This is a genomic window from Gottfriedia acidiceleris, assembly GCF_050457485.1.
Taxonomy (GTDB): Bacteria; Bacillota; Bacilli; order Bacillales; family Bacillaceae_G; genus Gottfriedia; species Gottfriedia acidiceleris_D.
Genome location: NZ_JBCMJM010000003.1, coordinates 131,836 through 150,523 on the forward strand (window position 1 = coordinate 131,836; position 18,688 = coordinate 150,523).

Below are 18,688 nucleotides of genomic sequence, written 5' to 3' on the forward strand. Positions count from 1 at the left end.
TTTATGCAGATTATATTTTTCCTATAACCATCTATATAAATCATTTGTCCAATCTACTTTCTCACTTTGAACTTACATTTGAATACCACCAATTGTTGTTTCAAACCGAGTATGATTTAAAAGGTCTAAGTTTCTTTCAATATTTTTGGATTCGCGAAAACGAATTGCCCATAAACCTGCCTTCAGCATCCAACTACTTGGATTTGCGACCATGTTTCCGATCGATGTGACCTCATTATCATGCACTTTAATCAGCCCTTCCCACTCACTTTCATTAGATGCAGCCAGCTTTTTTGCAAAATCCCATGCATAATTTCGAGACTTCTCTAAACTAAAGTTTATGATTGCCTTTGAAGCTTTTGGGTCAACATGATCTAAAAAACCGATCCAAGGTGATATTCGATCCATGTCATCCCTTACCTCGTCCACCAATGATGCCAAAATACTATTTATTTTCATAAAGTCATTGTAAAGTGATAAAATATCAGAGCCTTGGCATACCGTCGCAGCAGCTACTCCTAGATCCAAATTAATATGTGCATTAATGCCAAGCAACAAATGCTGTAGCAAAATAGATTGTCGGTTTTCTGCGTGACGAAATGCTAAATTCCAACTGAGACTTAAAGGTTCACCATTTAAATAGTTTTTAAGTGCTTTTAAATAGAAATTTGCGAAGTTCACATCCAAACTTTCCATTCTTGCTCCGTCTTCAAACTGATTATTTAAAATTCCAACTTTTACTTTAAACGTTACCAACCGATATAAAGAAGCAAAATATCCTAGTTTATTTTTTGTTTTATTGCTCATTGAAATAATTTCATCTAACTGTTCAATTACTTCATTGATTGTATTTGCGCTACCTATATGATTTGATAGACTATTCATTACTCACTCTCCTAACTTTTGTGACAAGTACGTTGTATTAGATTTGTTAATCAATATGCTATTTGTTTTAAAAAGATACTTTTAATAGTGGGGATATCTTTTGATATTCAGTGCGTCTTTTGAGAATTCCTTCGAATGGCGAACAGTTCTTAAATAACAAAAAAGAGCAAAGTAAATTTAGTCATAAAAATGCACCACCAAATGTTAGACCGTGTCTAACAATTTGGGGTGCACTTCATAATTACCTTATGGATTTTCTTTATATAGAATCGATGAAGTACTAATGTTTCGGCTAATTCTGATCGCTTTCAGGTAATTTATCGAAATCCTTAAGCAATCCTTGAATATTTATCTCATAAATAGAACCAATCTTTACAATAGGTGGTTCAGGACGCGTACGTGCATAAATGCTCTCATAAATATCTTCTATTTCTTCGCCTGTTAAGTCACCTCTTTTTAGCAGCTCTTGTGCGATTGAGTGAACGAAATCGGCGTGTTCAGTAACAAGTTTTTTTACTTGGCTCATTTGGTCCTTTAGAAGAAGGTTAATTTTTGGTCGTAGTGCTCTAAGACCTTCTGCTTGTGAGCCTAATGCATTCCAGCTGAATAACTCATCGCCCATTCCAACTAAACCTAAATATGCACCACCAAGTAGGGTTGCTTGTTGCAGATCAGATGTGACACCGTTTAATTTCTTGTGGAGAAACTCTTCTTCTACTGCTCTAGCCGCCAAGCAAACTTGGATTGCTGCTAGTATTTCGCTGTCGCTTCGATTATATCTTTCTGTTGTTGGCTTAGTAGCAGCCAGACCAAGTGCGTCACCCCTACGAATAATTGTTACCTTCCATACTCGATCATGTGGCTTTAACAAATATTGAGCTACGGCGTGACCTGCTTCATGATACGCTACATTTCTCTTCTCATCTTCACTCATGGATCTAAGTGGCTGCTTAAGTCCCCACTCATATGTTTCCATTGCATCTCGGAAGTCAGTGTAATTTGCACCATCAGCACCACGCTGATGAGCAATTACGACAGATTCATTCACTATATGTTTAATTTGTGCTGGACTATATCCAATCGTATCAAGAGCAGCTCGCTCTGGTGTTAAAGATGAATCGATTTTCACCTTTTTTAGATAATATTGGAAAACATCAATACGTCCATCATAATCAGGAGAATCTACCCAAAGTTTTCGGTCAAAACGCCCTGGTCGTAGTAATGCTTGATCAAGTACATCAGGTAAATTTGTAGCTGCAATCGTCAGAACTGCGGGGCGGTCTGCTTTCTTTTTACGTAACCCGAGTGAGCGAAGAAATTTTGCTATTTTAGAACTATCAATGTTTGGAGGATCCATTTGTAGTAATAGCTCATTCAATAATCCAGAACCCATTCCCATACCGAACAATCCACCACCACCGGCTCCCCCTCCTTGACGAGACATTCCAATTGCGTCGACTTCATCGATAAAAATGATACACGCTCCGTAAATATTAGCTAACTTTCTAGCCTTTTTGTAAATTCCCATTACTTTCAAATTCCCTACACCAAAGAACATGTTTTGAAAACTTGGAGCCGAGGCATAAGCAAAAGGTACTTGGGCCTCATTCGCTATAACTTGTGCTAGATAAGATTTCCCTGTACCAGGAGGACCACAAAGTAGCAATCCACGAATTGCCTCTCCTCCCATTTCCTTAAATTCTTTAACACCTTTTAGTAATGTTACGATTCGTTTTGCATTTTCAACAATCTCAGGGTTTCCACGATAATCATCCCACGTCGATCCAGTCTCACCAGGTAAAATCCAATAAGTACGACCTCTGGCTAGAAACCAGAAAATTGCTACAAACTGAATGATCGCCATGAAAATCATAACAGCGAACTGAAATAAAAGACTAACAATCGATAATGCTACACTCCAGTATGTTGGCCCTCCTTTAATAAGCACAACACCAATAAAAACAATAACAGCTAACCAAATTAATACTCTTCGCCATTTAACCCATTGATATTTTGTCATAAACATTACTTCCTTCTAGGGAATTTTTTGAATATTCTATGATAAAATTAGCCCATTGGTGCCTAGAAATATATGTATGCAAAAACTAAATAAATTTGTGTATTTAAATAAAATAAAAAAACCTCTTTGCCATAAGCTTTTAGCTTGTTTAAAAGGCCCCAAAAATTTGATTTTCAAACTAAAAAGCCCCCATTAGATGAGGGCTTCAATATTTATTGAAATTTACTAAAAATGTCTTTCAAATACTTAATAACGATTGCGATTCCAGCAATGAAATAAAATGTTATTAAAATCCATCCTGTAGGATCAAGTCCAAACATTGTTATTAAAAACTTCAGTGGAAAAATGAAGTATAGAATATCCTTTAAATATCCTAGTATAAAAGATGTATCGAATGAACCTTTCCAGAATGAACGGATAAATGCTATTACAAAATCAAGAATCATTAATCCAGTAACAGCCCAAATAGTATATAGCATCCAATCCGCAAGTCCGAAGCCTAAATCCATAGTTATCACCACCTTACATCATACTATTCAAAGAAAATAGGCTGGTGATATGAATTCACTTAATTTTCAGATAATATTTTTTAAACCTTTTAAAGACCATTGTTCTGTTCTTTATCCTTGTATTTATCATATTAATTTAATAAGAGATTAATTGCTAAAATGAGTCTAAGTTCCCACTTCATATTTACTAAAAATACTCTTTTACTAAAATTTATTATATGGAAAAGACAGAACATTACACACTTCAACTTTCCTAACCAATCATCGTTTTCCAGCTACACAATAGCCCAACTAAACATACCCAAGTTCCCCCATCTGTACTTGAACATAAAATATTAGTAAAAAAATATAGAAAGGGAGAAATAGTAGTGGGATTATTTATTAATAAGAATGAACACCCTGATGTCTTTAAAAATAATGAAACAATACAAACACCGAATCAAGGGCTTGTTCGGCATAATTACTTAGCTGAGCTAATGGAAGAACAACAAAAAAATAACATGAGCCTGGAAAGATCAATCTCTGAATTAAAGCCACGATATGAGCAATTAGAAGAATTGCAAACAAATCAGTGGAATCATGTTAAAAATCAAATAAATAGTCTCATAGGTAGTAACCGTGAGCGCGAACAATTTGAAAGAATCATGATCCAGCGGTTAAATACATCAGACGCAAATGAAAGTTTGGAAAAACAATCGCTAATTACTCAAATGATGAGTTTAAATGAAGCTTATACAGAATTGGCAAAACGATTGGAAAAAAGTGAATCTGATAATCAAGCTCTCTCATTACAACTAGATAAGCTAATTGAAAAACAAAATGAAGTAGCTCATGGATTATTACAGCAAGAGGAATTTCAACATGGGGTTTTAGATCGCCTTGATACTCAAGAAGCAATGATGGATAGAATCTCTCACCAGCTCAACAACTTACGCTCGATTATTTTTGAACGAGCAAGCTATATAACGACAAAACTTGAAGACAGCTATAAACTAACAACAGACTATATTTATAAACTAATAAATGGATCCGATAAGCCAAAATCCTATACTACTACAGTGAGCAATAAAAAAGAGGAAAAACAAAAACAAGCAGACTAAAAATATGGTAAACGCTCAATTAAAGATTGTTCGAAAACTTTTTTAGTTTAATTAGATCGAATATAAAAAAAGCTTCTCGAAGTCTCTATCGAAAAGCTTTTTTTTTGTTCACTTAAAAGTAGACTAATGCGACTTTTTCTTTCTCTTCTAAGTTTTCGATCATTGAATACCAATAGTCGGGTTTATTAGATAACACTGTATAATAACGTTTTAAAAACTTTACGATCAAGTCTGATTGAAGATCATTCATCTCCCCATCCATTGGAAGGAAACAAAGATCTAGACCTGATACAGCTTCACCGTCATTGTTCCATGATGGATGGATATATTCAAAATCCAGACGCTTATAACCTAAGTGAGCTAATACTTCTCTACGAACATATGGATTCATTGGTTTAACGCCGCCAAAATCATGGTGTTCTACTCGATATGGATCGTAAATTTCAGCAAACATACCTGATAACTTTTTATTATTTTCAGTTGCTAATGTCTGTAAATCTACTAATCTATTTTGTGCCAAATATGGGCCGATTCCCAAACCAGCTTGGCCAATTATTGTAAAGTCAGTCATGGCAACATTAAAATCTTCATAATAGCGGTATTCTGTAGCTCCTACTACTCTATCTTCATGAACAGCAACAAAAACACGAATTCCTGGATCCTCCAAAGGCTCTTTCCAAAGATCAAATTCTAATACTTCTTCTGGAGGAAATACATCTTGCATTAATTGATGCATTTGTTTAAATAATGGGTCATTAATATTTGTAATTCTTTTATATTCCATTTTCTTTCTCTCCCTTTAATTAGAATGTTTAAATGGATTTTTCCATTCCATTAGAGTCCCATAATTGCATGATTCATCATCCTCTAAATAATTGGCTACTACCTTAATCGGGGTACGACCACATCGAAGTAGAAAACTAATAACTGAATCCTTTAGCTCCCCTTTTATTACAGCATCTATGTATTGATCAGGTGAAAAGTTATCCGCCTCTTTATGATATCCTGGCATCCTGCCTCCACCAAGCAATCTTTCCAAACCAAGATGTACAACAACATCATACATAGAAAACATTAACCATTTGCCTAAACCTAATTTTCGATAGGTGGGTCTGACGCAAATATCAACGACATAAAGTGTATTTCCGTTTGGGTTGTGGTTACGAATATAACCATGATCAGTAACCTCTTCCCATGAATGGTCAGGATGGCTAGGATCAAAATGCACAAGTAGACCTGTCATAGAACCCGCCATTTGACCATTTACTTCTATACATAACGCTCCCTCTGGAAAAAGAGTTACATGGTTTTTAAGTTGCTCCTCATTCCACCATAGTTCCGATGGGAATGGTGGCGGAAAGCTTTCTTGTTGAATACGGATTAAATCAGTAAAGTCATTCTCAATATAATTACGGATTACCACTGGGACTGGTTTGTCCTGGTCGAAAACAAAAAATTCCTTTCGATACATGTGCTAAAACTCTCTTTTCTATTTAAGAATTAGTTTACCAATCTGGATAAAGGTCTGTACGTCTGTCGCGCCATGTTGTAACGGATCCTTTTTCCCGAACTTTGTATAATAAATCTAAATTAAGATCGGCTGTAACAATCATATCCTGATTCATTTCGCCTTCTACCATAATTCCTTTTGGAGGAAATGGGATATCATTAGGAGTGATTACAACTGCTTGACCGAAATTTGCACGCATAAAATCAACAGTTGGAAGTGAACCAATCGTACCTGTATTTACAACATATACTTGATTTTCAATTGCTCTTGCATGACATGTATAACGAACTCGGTGGAACCCATGGCGATCGTCTGTGCATGATGGACAGAAAATGACATCTGCTCCTTTAGCTTTTGCCATTCGAACGATTTCTGGGAATTCAATGTCATAGCAAGTCAACATCGCAATTGTACCTTTATCTGTCTCAAAAACCTCTAGACCGTCACCTGCACTCATATTCCACTCATTTACCTCTGTTGGTGTAATATGTAGCTTTGCCTGCTCACCAATTCGTCCATCTGGATAGAACAAATGTGCAACATTATATAGTCGATCGCCTTTTTTAATAACATGCGTTCCTCCAATAATGTGCATATTGTATTGTTTTGCCAACTTCAAAAATAAAGAACGATATTGCTCAGTAAAATTAGGTAAATCTTGAATCGTTAATGCCTTACCTTTTTCATTACCAATTGACATAAGCTGAGTTGTAAAAAATTCAGGAAAAATGATAAATTCGGCTTCAAATTCCTCTGCTGTCTTAATATAATGCTCTACTTGTTTTTCAAACTCTTCAAAGGAGTTTATTGTGTGAAGATGATATTGAACGGCTGAAACTCTTAATTGCATAGTATCCCCCTCTTCCCATTAACTCTTTCTCTATTACTATTATTATTGAATAAATAGAAGGAACGGGCAAGTATGTACTCTTCATTACATCTAGTAAATAACTTAACTTTGCACTATTTACTTAATATTGCAACATTTTTATTTTTATCCAACGTGATAACTAGATCAGTCATTCCAACAAATAATCCGTTTTCTACCACTCCTGGAATTAAATTGAGCTCTTTTTCTATTATTTGAGTTTGAATATGATTAGGTATACTGCAGTCAAAAATATAGTTTCCGTTATCCGTAATAAACGGAGTCGCTCCATTTAAACGAAGTTCAGGGCTTAAACCAATTGCTTTAATATGTTTCATCGTCATTTCCATGCCAAATGGAATAACTTCTACAGGAAGTCGGAACTTCCCTAATCTCTCAACCATCTTAGTTGGATCAGCAACTACTATAAATGTTTCAGCTGCTTTCGCAATGATTTTCTCTCTTAATAGTGCGCCTCCCCCACCTTTAATGAGCTCGAAGTTTGGATTAATTTCATCGGCACCATCAATTGCTATATCAATCTGTTCAATTTTACTAAAGTTTACGAGTTGGATACCCACCTCTTTAGCAAGCTTTTCAGTTTGTATGGAGGTTGGGATACCCTTTATATTCAGCCCTTCCTGAACTAATTGCCCAAGCTTTTTTATCGTATATAAAACTGTAGATCCCGTGCCTAATCCAACAACCATACCATCATTTACAAATTCTGCTGCCTTTTCTCCTACAACTTGCTTATCATTCTCATTCATGTTTACACCTTCTATTTTTATGTTCTATTTCTTAACTAGTATAAGTAATTATTCCAAATTTCATTTTTCGATAGGATGATTAATTTAATAGTACTGTATAAAAATAGTTTGAATAAAGAATTTTAACTAAGAAAAACTAAATGAAAAAATACTAAGTAAGGTGAAGAATATATGGATGTCCCTAATTTTGTACTTAAGTTTTGCATCATCTTAATGATTTTACCTGTGACGATCGTGTGTTGTTATTTTGGTTACCTAGATAAAAACTTACAAATAGTTATTTTTGGTTTTGTACTGCTATTATTTTCAATACTCGGTAATTACTTTGTCTTTACAAGAGGCAATAAAAATAGTAAATCGGAGCAATAAGAACCTTTTGTTAGTAACTTCTTTGTTATGGAAAAACCGACCAATTTGGAAATTCAATCGATCGGTTTTTCACTAGTATTTTGAATTTTTCACTTTAAAACCAACTAATAAAAGGCGGAATACTTTGAGGAAATTTAAATAGATTGAATGGGTCATATTCTCGTTTCACAACTCTAAGGCGATTTAAATTCCCACCATAATATGCGGTTGGCCAATTTCTAATAAACCGATCAGGCCAATTTACGTAGTCACCAGTAGTGTATCTTGATAAGGCATTCCTTAACTCTTCGACCCATTGATTGTTTTTTCGTTCTTCTTCTGGGTTACTCCAATTAGCAAGATACTCTTGAGCAATAATGGCATCCCTGTAATAGTAGGCAGTTTCATCTGGTCTAATCCGCTTTACTGCTCCTCCAAGAGATTGGTGCCAAATACTTGATTTTCCATTTGGTGTATTTTCTAGAAAACTTTTCATGATTAAGATTGCTCTCTTTGGAAAAGTTTTATTTAGAAAAGACCCTGATCTCTTTTTATAAGCTGGGACATTACCACTTGGATCATCAAAAAAATGAACAGCTTCTATATAAGGTACTTCCTTTACCATTACTTTTATGGGTGAACCAGTTTCTACTAGTGGCCGTAGCAGTTCGTTTAATTTTGTTACTGGCTCTACAAATTCCCCTTGAGCAATAATTTGATTTACTTCCCTAGATTTTAGTTCAATTTCTGAAGTTAGCTTGATATCCGTGTTAATTGCCCAGTTTTGCCAAGCATCAAAAGCGGCTTCAAAGTCTTCCCACTCCCAAATAATCGAGAAAATCGAAACAGTTGAAATTGGATGTACTTTAAATTTAAGCGACGTGACAATGCCAAAATTTCCGCCGCCACCTCCACAGCAAGCCCAAAAAAGATCACTATTCTTTTTCATATTTGCTTTAATCAGTTTGGATTTCCCATGCACATTCGATACAACTATTTCTACTTCAAGTAGATTATCACATGTAAGACCATACAAGCGCGACAGCATCCCGATACCCCCGCCAAGTGTAAGACCAACGAGGCCAACACTACTTTCAGTACCTGCTGGGATTGTCGTACCATTTTCCCATAGTATATTATATACTTTCCCTAAATCAGCCCCGGCTTGTATTTTTGCATTCATGTTTTTGCAATCTACAATAACTGTATTCATTTCGCTAACATCAATAACAAGACCACCATCTACGAGTGAAAAGTTTTCATAGTTATGCCTGCCACTTCTTACTCTAAATGGCATATTATTTTCCTTTACCCAATTCAAAGCATTTAATACATCTCGCTTCTTTTGACAAAATACAATTATTTTAGGGAATTTTGGATTGTTTAGAGTATTATTTGTTCTAGCCTGTTCATATTCCGCATCACCTAGTGTAACAATCCGTCCAGTAAGTTTTGTCTTTTCCAAAAAATATACCCCCTTTCAAACATACTGTAAAGAGAATGCTATATTCTATGAAAAAACTCCTAGAAAAGACACTTGCCTAAGTGTGTACACTAAATCCGCTCATTATCTCTTTTTTACAATCATACGCAATCCATCTTTCGGCCGAAGTGTGATAAGCGGTTCTGTCTCCACTTTATGATGATTAGGAGCTAGTTCAATCGTATAATGCTGAACGATTGTTGCTAATACTAAAGTAGCCTCCATAATTGCGAAATGATTTCCGATACAAACACGTGGCCCACCACCAAAAGGAAAATACGCATATTCAGGAACCCCTTCTACCCTTCCATTCTTAAAACGCTCTGGAAGAAATTCTTCTGCATGTGAGAAATACCTTTCAGAACGTTGCATGATATAAGAACTCATCATGACTGTCTCACCTTTTTGAATTCTGTAGTCACCAATGCTGACATCTTCTATTGCTTTTCTACTAATTAGCCATGCAGGAGGATATAGACGTATACTTTCCCAAATAATTTGCTGAGTATAGATTAAATCTTTCATAGAATGATAATCTGCTCGTCTTTTACCTAGAACACGATCTACTTCTTCATATAATAATTTAGCTTTGTCGGGATGCTGAGATAAAAGATATAAGGACCAAGATAATGCATTTGCAGTCGTTTCATGGCCTGCCAGGAAAATTGTCATTGCTTCATCCCTTAATTGTTGATTCGTCATACCTTCATTAGACTCTTCATCCCTTGCTTGCATTAGTAGTCCTAATAAATCTTCTTTTGTTTCTGAGCTATTTCTTTTTTCAATAATTTCATATAACACCTTATCGATTGCCTTAATAGCCTCTGTTAAAGATTTATTTTTTGGTGTATTCAGTTTAAGTGGAGCTTTTAAAACAGATCGAATTCGCTTAGTTGCAATATCCATAATAATGTCAAAGTGTTTCCCAACACGATCATGTCCTTGATTCAGATCCATACTAAACATAGTTTTAGCAATAATCGCTAATGTAAGCTCCATCATATCTCTACTAATGAGACGCTCTTCACCATCCATCCATGAACTAATAAACTCTTCCGTGAGCAATGTCATATCCTCTGCATAGGATTGTATATGCTGCTTTGTAAATGATGGCTGAATCAAACGCCTCTGCCTCATATGTACTTCATCTTCACTCGTTAACAATCCCTCACCAAGCAAGGTTTTCATCTCTTGAAATGGCTTTGATTTATGGAAAGAATGCTGCTTAGTTACTAATACCTCTTTTATTAAATCGGGCTCCAATAGCAAGTTCATTTTACGATGAGCAAATCGAAATGAGACAATCGTATCATGATTTCTATAAAGTTCACTTAAAAAAGATATTGGATCTTTCCGAAACTCATTCAAATGCCCTAATGGTGAATAAGAAGCCAGTCCTTTTACTTCAAGCACAAAAATCACTCCATTTCAGGAAATTTTAATCACAGGATACTCTTATTATATTAAGAAGAAGAGAGGGCTAATGCTTTTTATATTTTGATATACGCGTACTTAAATTTAGCAGACTTGTATTTTAAGAGTTATTTTTTAGAACTTAAAAAAGACATCTGTGTCCGAACCATTCTGAAACCATAAAAGAAATAGCATGACCTTTTTATCATTCAATCTCGTGATTCTCGCCATAGTGTTTCTCTTATTTCTAGTCCACATGCCTAATTCTTATCACAGTTTGTCGAAGCTTTTAATTGTTTGTTAATAATATAAACATTCAAAATATTCTGGTTCGTTATATAATAAAATTGTCTTATTTTTCGACAGGATAATGAGGAAAGGCTCAGTTTTTTTAGGGAAATGTCGAAACAAAAAATGAGGAGGAATGGAGTTCTCACAACGGCTCTGATTCAGGTTTAGTAAATGTAATGTTACTATTGGTGATTCATCTTTCTATATGAAAGATAACTTTACGCAAAGTAATGCCCTTTTCGATGATTCTCAAGATTATAGCAACCCTCAAGATCCAGATGTTGGCCGAAATGTTCCTAAATACGGATTGAAAGTTCGTGTAGTGGGTCAAAGTGCTGACGGTTCAGTTGGGAAAATTGTTGTCTTTAAATAAAAATGAAGTGAACTCAAAAAGTTTATAAAGTTGTTAGCGAGGATTGAATCCTGTATTGTACAGGGCTCAATCCTCTTAATTTTGTCTTAAGTCGTCTTCCGCTTAGCTCTATAGAAACAACAAACATTTTTCTCATTCAATAATTCCTATTTCTTGAGCCATCTGAACAGCTTCTTCCTTGTTACGCACTCCTAACTTTGTGTAAGCCGTGGAAGCATAGTTTCTGACCGTACCATTTGACAAATATAACCTTGAAGCTATCGTATTGTATCGTAGTCCCTTTGCTACTAGCTGCAATATTTCTATCTCTCTAGCTGTTAGCTCATAAGCAGTTGCTTTTGATTGTGGTGTCTCATTTTGCGCATCAAACTTCTCAAATATTTTGTGAGACATTCCCTGATCTATCAGGGTCCCACCTCTGTGTATAAGTCGGATCGCATTAGCTAACTCCAACGTTTCAATAGATTTAAGTAAAAAACCATCCGCACCGTTACGAAGGGAATCCAACGCCTGTTCCGTATCCTGAAACGTTGTAAAAATCAATACGCGGATATGTGGCCATTTTTGCTTAATCCTTTTGGTTGCTTCGACTCCATCCATATGATGCATATCTAAATCCATTAGTACAATATCGGGTTGAAGGCGCCCGCACATATCGATGGCTTGATTGCCATCTTCAGCCAAACCGACTACATTTAAATCTTCATATCTTTCTAGTAGTGTACTCAAACTTTCCCGAACAAACGGTTGATCGTCGACAATTAATAAACGAATGAGTCCATCTTTTATTTCAGTTTGTCGCGGTATAGTACATGTAACAAGCATTCCTTCATCTGGTTTTGTATATACAGACAATTGACCTTGCAAATTCATTGCCCGCTCTTTCATCGCTTTAATACCAAAACCTTCCTGCCATTCTACATTTCCCTTACCATTATCTTGCACTTCCAACCTAGTAAATTGTTGTTCAAACTGCAATGAAACTATAATTTCATTCCCCTGACCATGACGTACTGCATTTGTAAGGGACTCTTGTAAGCAACGGATGAAAGCTATTCTCGCTTGCCTAGAAAGTTCGTATTCCTCTCCGAATGCTCGAAAGCTAACATTCACCCGAGCGTACTCTTGAAATTCAGCTCCAAGATTTTGTAGAGATTGCATTAAGGAAAGCGATTGACACGGAGAATCCATTTGATGTAGGTAACCTCTCACGTCCTCAATGCTTTTACGTCCCATTTCAAGCAGAGAATCTAATCTCTGTATACCCTTTTCGGTAACAAGCTCGGTACGTAACGTCTCCATCCCCAATATAATAGATGTATAAGCGTGGCCAACTGTATCATGAAGCTCACTAGACAGCCTGCTTCGTTCCTCTGCAAGTGTAATGCGTTCGATCTGAGACATATATTGCTCAAGTACCGCATTTTGTTTACATATCGCTTCATTTTGCTTATGATTGACGATTAATAAATGAAAAGCGAACCCCATTACATAAGCGAATCCGTAGTAGGTGACCATAATCCAATAGCTATTACTTGGCGCAACCGCATAGAAAATTCCAGTTATTATAAAAATTGTTGTTGGAGCTGTCCAATAATAGGACAAATGCTTACTATTTGCTGCGATAAGAAACACCGATATAAGAAATGTGTTGTAAGCTTCTGGAAATAAAGAAGTTAAATAGATACATAGACCGCCATATAGCAATATTTCTGTGAACAAGTAATATTTGTAATTGAACAGTAAGGCTACCCATGGAATAGAGAAGGCAACAACCTCCCAAGGAATAATAATCCAAAGTGGTAATGTTAAACCATCCTGAAAATTTAATGTAGCTAGGATGATAGACATACTAACAAGTAGACGGATTCCTAACATAATCCAATCATACCAAAACCAATACTTAACCATATTCAACAAGTCATTTACCCCCTAAGTAGCCTTCCTTCTTATTTCCTATATTATAGAATAATCTTTATCGCATTTTTATACTTTTAAGTTTAGACTGCAAACTTCTATCGATTTAGCTGCCGAATCATGCTGCGTGTATAACCTCCAATTTTTTTTGCCAAACCATCTACTAATTTAATACTTATAGCGGTAGACACTATACCCATAGACATTACAAGGAGTGACTTGGCAAAAGTATCTATCTGCATGAAAAAAATGTTCATGTCGATGTATCGATACAGTAGTGGTGCTAATAGAAACATAAGTGGCATTACATATAAAATGACTGCACTTATGAGACTGAAAATTCCAATCACAAATTTCTGCATTAACCAAAAGACAGCAGACCAGGTGCGACGATTCGTAATCCCTAATTTCACTTGAGCCCAGTCCGATGTATCCGTTGTTACACTTCTATTGTAAGAGTCTGTCGAAATATCAGTGTAAATTTTCGTTTGTATACGCTCGTATTGGATAAAGGATGTGGTAGTCTGAAGTACGCGTATAATTAGTGGAATCCCGACTACAGTAAATGAAAGGGTGAAACTCAATAGCAGAGCTACCAGGTAAAAACAAAAATAAAACAGTCCTGTAACGAAAGTTAGTAATAAAAAATAACCATTCTGGATGAATCTTAATCTCATAAGTTTCATCACTCCTCTCTGTTTAATACCAGCATCATACTGCTTTCTTTGTCAAACTCACTAGTGTAAAAATGTCATATGACATTTTTACATAATGCTAAAAAGGGCGAAGTAGCCTACTCCTGTTTAAAAAAAGAGGATTTCCACACAAAACAATCCCGTTCTTGGCTCTGCAAGAAGGGATTGTTGTACTCTTAATTAATATGAGATGGACTTGTTTTTCGGATATGAAAAATTATATCGAACTGCTCAAGTAGTGAAGTATCATAATATAACGAACTGTTTGGGAGGATCTGTCCCCCTATACTCAGTAATGGCTTCTTTTCTCTAACCCATTTCTTTGCTTGACCATTAAGGTGACGGTTATCTAACAAAAACATATTATATGGGACTTTTCCAAGAATATAATTGAAACTATTCACATCTTGTGGTATCGTATCCGTTGCAATCTTACCTCCAGTGGAAGGATTATATTCGCTGTATAAGGTAAATTTCCCCTCAGTAGTTGTACTACCAATTGAGACATAATTATTGTCTAAACGTTCTTTCAAAAACTGTCCCGCAACATTAGGGTATAATTTTTCATCGATAATACCTTTGGCTATGTGGATATTGTGTGCCCATACTATAGTTTTACCGCCAAATGTCTCTTGTGCCCACATTGCATGATCAGCCAAATATTGATCATGCAGCTTCACTATACTTGGATAATCATTAGGAAGCAGCATTGTGGTAAATTTCTCTATTGCATTCGCCGTCTCTTTCACCCAGATAAACTCGGATGAAACTCTCCCTGTGTTTGCTTGTTCATTTTCATCATTTAGCAATTGGACTACTTTCTCAGCATTTGCCTTGAATTTTTCTTTCATTTCAGGAGTAAGCTGCATATATTCCTGTATACTTCTAGTGTAAGAAGAAAGCTCTTTATAGTTTTCTTCCACTTCTGCCCGTATATCTGGTCGATGCTGCTTTACATAATCAGTTACTTTATGAAAGACACTTTGGTCCATTGTTTTTAAGTCAAGTCCGATAAATTGGATCTTCTTTTTATTGGATGGATCAGCATTATAATCTTTCATCCACTCAATCATGGCTATAATTTCATCAGTAGGATATAACAATTTCAAGAATTCTCTAGGATTCCCTTTTCCTGTTTGGATATATTCATTTAGCTTTAAGCCGTTTCCCCAATCTTCTTCCATTCCGAAATTCGTAAAACCCATCTCAGTAACCAAGTATTTCACAAGACGAAACTTCATGGTGAAAATTTCAGAGCTTCCATGAGTATTCTCTCCTAATCCTACATATTGTGCGCTCCCAATCATGTTCTTAAGTGGTTTTAAATCGTCAAATGGTTTTGATGGTTCTATCGTTTTTAATCGCTTTGCCTGTGATTCTATTGAATTAACGATATTATTTTGGATTGGTTGAACTGAATCTTCGACTGCTACCGTTTGAGCTTTTCCTTCTCCACCAAATCCTGCGACTAATATAGCTGTACTAACCATTGCACAATACATTTTTTTCTTATTCATTTTCTCACCCCAATTGAATTATTCAAAAGCAAGATTGATTCATGTACTTACACGGATCAATCAATTGCCCTGAATTCAATTGTTATTTATTCAATATCACATTTTCTAGTTACATATTGTCATAAGATTAATTGACACAGGTCATATGCTGATCATTACACTTTCGTACTTTCGGTTTTATCTGTAATTTTTACAATATTAACTCTAAGCTAACTCTACTTTAACTTCCAATTAACCTTTTCAATATTCGACTAAACTGTTACTGCCATTCAGAGAAAAAAAAAAAATCGAATTTACATTCGATTTTTTTTGTACAACTAATGCATGGTTTATTTTTGTTTTCGATTTGCTTAAGTTCATCAATCATTCATAACCTTATGGCGTATTCTGATTGTTTGACCTCTGGTTTTGTATATTGCATTCTTATAGACTCATGCTTTTATTTAAAGGTCATATTTTTCTTAAAACAAATGAATGTTTTCCTTCTTACATGCTTCTCGCATTTCATCAGGCCATACAGAAGATTGAACTTCACCAATATGCGCTTTACGTAAGAAGAACATGCACATTCTTGATTGCCCAATACCACCACCAATTGTTAGTGGAAGCACTTCTTCTAGAATACCTTTATGGAAATCATAATCGCGTTTGAAATCTTCACCTGTCTTCGTTAACTGATCATCAAGTGATTTACTATCAACACGGATACCCATTGATGATAATTCAAATGAGGATTGCAATACTGGATGCCAGAATAAGATGTCTCCGTTTAATTTCCAATCGTCATAGTCAGCTGCACGTCCATCATGTTTTTCACCAGAACGAAGTACATCGCCAATTCCAATAATAAAAACTGCACCGTGCTCTTTTGCAATCGCATGCTCACGATCTTTCGGTGTTAATTCTGGGTATTTATCTTCTAATTCTTGGGCTGTGATAAATACGATATTTTCTGGTAAATACTTCCCAAGATACGGATATTTTTCAAATAAATAATTTTCTAAATCTTTGAAGATTCCATAAATTGTTTGTACGGTTTCTTGTAAATAATCTATTTTACGCCATTCTTTTTGAATAATTTTTTCCCAATCCCATTGGTCAACATAAATTGAATGAGTTGCATCAAGTTCCTCATCACGGCGAATCGCGTTCATGTTTGTATATAAGCCTTCACCAGCTTCATAACCATATTCATGCAGTGCAAATCGTTTCCATTTTGCCAGTGAGTGAACAATTTCTAACTCTTCTCCTGAATGTAGCATATCAAATTCAATTGGGCGTTCTACACCGTTTAAGTGATCATTTAAACCCGATTTTTTCGTTACGAATAATGGTGCAGATACGCGGAACAATCCAAGACGTTTTGCTAATTGATCCTCAAAAAATGTTTTAACTTCCTTAATTGCGATTTGTGTCTCTCTTACTGTCATTAATGATTGATACATGCCTATTTCCTCCTAAAATGTTTGGATGTAGTAAAAGAAGCCAACAAAAAAAGCCCTTCTTTCCCAAAAAACTGGGACGAAAGGCTTTGGTTCCGCGGTACCACCCAAATTAGCAACAGAGGTTGCTCACTTATTCAGTACGGAGATTAGAGAGATCTCGATACTGTTCTTCTTTAACGGCGAAGTTCACGGCTAAGTCTACTTTCCTCAAAAGGATTTCGGTTAGCGACTCCAGGAGGTTCTTCATAACAGGCTTCGTATCAGGCTCACACCACCCCTGACTCGCTTTGTCTACGTCCTACTACTACTCGTCCTTTCACAGTCGTTTTGTTGTCACATCTCTGAAACATTTTATTAATGATTATTTTATAGATAAAAATGAGAAAGTCAACATTTTTTTCAATTTTTATTTTATTCTAAACAAATAAACATGATAATGATATGTACTTAAACTGTTCTCTTTTTTGTTTTTTCAGCCTGTAATGGTAGGTTTCATTCATTGTTGCGAACTCTTGTTTCATGGATGGCTAAAGATCAACTAACGCACTGCATATGTTCAATATGAATGGTTATAATTTTATTCTAATTCTCCAATAAACCAAAGCTCTCCTTCATGAGTAACTGCAATTTCCTCGGTATCTTCTACATAATCAGAGATAATTTCTTTATATCCAATGATTTTCATGTTATTAGGAACATTGAGATCCCATTCAGACTCTAAATTTCTGTTAAATAATGGAACCCACTTTTGAAATTCATCATCCTTATCAATCTATTAAAATGATTATCACCTGAACAAGAACCACTTCAATTTCGCTTAAGTATTGTATGTAAATCTAGTTTACAAATACCGTCATCGGCAATAAAAAAAGGACCTTCCAGGAAGATCCTTTTTTTGCTGCTTCTTCATCTAACGCACCCTAAATGAGAAATTAGGTTTTTTCATTAATATAAAAAGACTTATAAGTATTTATCACTAATCACTTTCATATGGTGTAACTCGTGCCCGGCAATGCCATATGCAATGGTACCTATCGAAACTGGACTGTTCATTACAGTTCCATTTCGATCCCACGCTGCATCATCAATGGTTGAAATAAGGCTTACCGTGTTGGAGCGTACCGTGTCTAAACCAGCTAGTAGCTGCTCCCAGGATAATTTGTTGAAGTTTGCCGCAGAAACGTATTGATCCTGATCCATTGCTGGGAGTGGTGCACTTTCATTTCGTGCAATGGCAAGCATTCGATACGACATCACACGTTCCGAGTCGGTCATATGCCCAACCACTTCTTTTAAAGTCCATTTCCCTGGTGCGTACGCCTTCCTTGCTGACTCCTCTGATAAGCTGCTTAAGAGGGTAATGGTATTAGTTCTTTGCTTACTAAGTATTTCTATAATATCTCCATCTGGCACAAGACTTACATACCTATAATGCTCTGGATTTTCAATAGATAATGGTCGTGGACGCACAAGAATCCTCCTCATTGGAATAGTTAATTATGGTTCTAGGCAAATATTCGACTGTCAAGAAGATATTTCCTTTA

The 18,688-nt window shown here is 35.6% G+C and carries 17 protein-coding genes and 1 other annotated feature; of the genes, 2 read left to right on the top strand and 15 right to left on the bottom strand.

Annotation, left to right across the window (positions count from 1 at the left end; translation table 11 throughout):
• Nucleotides 1-72: 72 nt before the first annotated feature.
• The 3 genes from ABEY15_RS03360 to ABEY15_RS03370 form a co-directional block, all read right to left on the bottom strand.
• Complete coding sequence (locus ABEY15_RS03360; RefSeq protein ID WP_429888441.1) at nucleotides 73-885, bottom strand: DUF5995 family protein; 813 nt, start codon at nucleotides 883-885, stop codon at nucleotides 73-75.
• 292 nt (nucleotides 886-1,177) lie between these two features.
• A complete protein-coding gene (locus ABEY15_RS03365; RefSeq protein WP_429888442.1) occupies nucleotides 1,178-2,905 on the bottom strand; it encodes an AAA family ATPase in 1,728 nt (575 codons plus the stop codon).
• 212 nt (nucleotides 2,906-3,117) lie between these two features.
• Entirely contained in the window at nucleotides 3,118-3,414 is a 297-nt protein-coding gene (locus tag ABEY15_RS03370; RefSeq protein ID WP_069035332.1) for a hypothetical protein, read from the bottom strand.
• A 368-nt stretch (nucleotides 3,415-3,782) separates the two neighbouring features.
• Here ABEY15_RS03370 and ABEY15_RS03375 point away from each other — a divergent pair, with 368 nt between their 5' ends.
• Nucleotides 3,783-4,514, top strand: a complete 732-nt coding sequence (locus tag ABEY15_RS03375) for a hypothetical protein (protein WP_429888443.1) — start codon at nucleotides 3,783-3,785, stop codon at nucleotides 4,512-4,514.
• 112 nt (nucleotides 4,515-4,626) lie between these two features.
• Here the strand turns inward: ABEY15_RS03375 and ABEY15_RS03380 are convergent, their stop codons facing one another.
• The 6 genes from ABEY15_RS03380 to ABEY15_RS03405 form a co-directional block, all read right to left on the bottom strand.
• On the bottom strand, nucleotides 4,627-5,298 hold the full coding sequence (locus ABEY15_RS03380; RefSeq protein ID WP_429888444.1) for a GNAT family N-acetyltransferase: 672 nt from the start codon (nucleotides 5,296-5,298) through the stop codon (nucleotides 4,627-4,629).
• Between the two features lie 15 nt (nucleotides 5,299-5,313).
• A complete protein-coding gene (locus tag ABEY15_RS03385) occupies nucleotides 5,314-5,985 on the bottom strand; it encodes a GNAT family N-acetyltransferase (RefSeq protein ID WP_429888445.1) in 672 nt (223 codons plus the stop codon).
• A 34-nt stretch (nucleotides 5,986-6,019) separates the two neighbouring features.
• Complete coding sequence (locus tag ABEY15_RS03390; protein WP_429888447.1) at nucleotides 6,020-6,874, bottom strand: carbon-nitrogen hydrolase family protein; 855 nt, start codon at nucleotides 6,872-6,874, stop codon at nucleotides 6,020-6,022.
• A 113-nt stretch (nucleotides 6,875-6,987) separates the two neighbouring features.
• Nucleotides 6,988-7,662, bottom strand: a complete 675-nt coding sequence (gene rpiA, locus ABEY15_RS03395) for a ribose-5-phosphate isomerase RpiA (RefSeq protein WP_429888449.1) — start codon at nucleotides 7,660-7,662, stop codon at nucleotides 6,988-6,990.
• 463 nt (nucleotides 7,663-8,125) lie between these two features.
• A complete protein-coding gene (locus ABEY15_RS03400; protein WP_429888450.1) occupies nucleotides 8,126-9,475 on the bottom strand; it encodes an FAD-binding oxidoreductase in 1,350 nt (449 codons plus the stop codon).
• Between the two features lie 102 nt (nucleotides 9,476-9,577).
• On the bottom strand, nucleotides 9,578-10,906 hold the full coding sequence (locus ABEY15_RS03405) for a cytochrome P450 (protein ID WP_429888452.1): 1,329 nt from the start codon (nucleotides 10,904-10,906) through the stop codon (nucleotides 9,578-9,580).
• Nucleotides 10,907-11,381: 475 nt separating this feature from the next.
• On the opposite strand from ABEY15_RS03405, the gene ABEY15_RS03410 reads away from it, so the two are divergent.
• Nucleotides 11,382-11,570 carry a hypothetical protein gene (locus ABEY15_RS03410; RefSeq protein ID WP_429888828.1) on the top strand — a complete coding sequence of 63 codons (189 nt, stop codon included), beginning with the start codon at nucleotides 11,382-11,384 and terminating at the stop codon, nucleotides 11,568-11,570.
• A gap of 132 nt (nucleotides 11,571-11,702) precedes the next feature.
• On the opposite strand, the gene ABEY15_RS03415 is transcribed toward ABEY15_RS03410, so the two are convergent.
• The 6 genes from ABEY15_RS03415 to ABEY15_RS03440 all read right to left on the bottom strand — a co-directional run bounded on the left by ABEY15_RS03415 (nucleotide 11,703) and on the right by ABEY15_RS03440 (nucleotide 18,629).
• Entirely contained in the window at nucleotides 11,703-13,490 is a 1,788-nt protein-coding gene (locus ABEY15_RS03415) for a response regulator (protein WP_429888453.1), read from the bottom strand.
• A 95-nt stretch (nucleotides 13,491-13,585) separates the two neighbouring features.
• Entirely contained in the window at nucleotides 13,586-14,164 is a 579-nt protein-coding gene (locus tag ABEY15_RS03420) for a sensor domain-containing protein (RefSeq protein ID WP_429888454.1), read from the bottom strand.
• A gap of 194 nt (nucleotides 14,165-14,358) precedes the next feature.
• Entirely contained in the window at nucleotides 14,359-15,699 is a 1,341-nt protein-coding gene (locus ABEY15_RS03425; RefSeq protein WP_429888456.1) for an erythromycin esterase family protein, read from the bottom strand.
• A 461-nt stretch (nucleotides 15,700-16,160) separates the two neighbouring features.
• Nucleotides 16,161-17,144, bottom strand: coding sequence for an aspartate--ammonia ligase (gene asnA, locus ABEY15_RS03430; RefSeq protein ID WP_429888457.1), 984 nt, complete (start codon nucleotides 17,142-17,144; stop codon nucleotides 16,161-16,163).
• A 69-nt stretch (nucleotides 17,145-17,213) separates the two neighbouring features.
• Nucleotides 17,214-17,473: a binding site (T-box leader), on the bottom strand.
• A gap of 248 nt (nucleotides 17,474-17,721) precedes the next feature.
• Nucleotides 17,722-17,916, bottom strand: a complete 195-nt coding sequence (locus ABEY15_RS03435) for a DUF3916 domain-containing protein (RefSeq protein ID WP_429888830.1) — start codon at nucleotides 17,914-17,916, stop codon at nucleotides 17,722-17,724.
• A gap of 188 nt (nucleotides 17,917-18,104) precedes the next feature.
• Nucleotides 18,105-18,629 (bottom strand): DinB family protein, encoded by a 525-nt coding sequence (locus ABEY15_RS03440; RefSeq protein WP_429888458.1) that lies wholly within the window; start codon nucleotides 18,627-18,629, stop codon nucleotides 18,105-18,107.
• Between the last annotated feature and the right edge of the window lie 59 nt (nucleotides 18,630-18,688).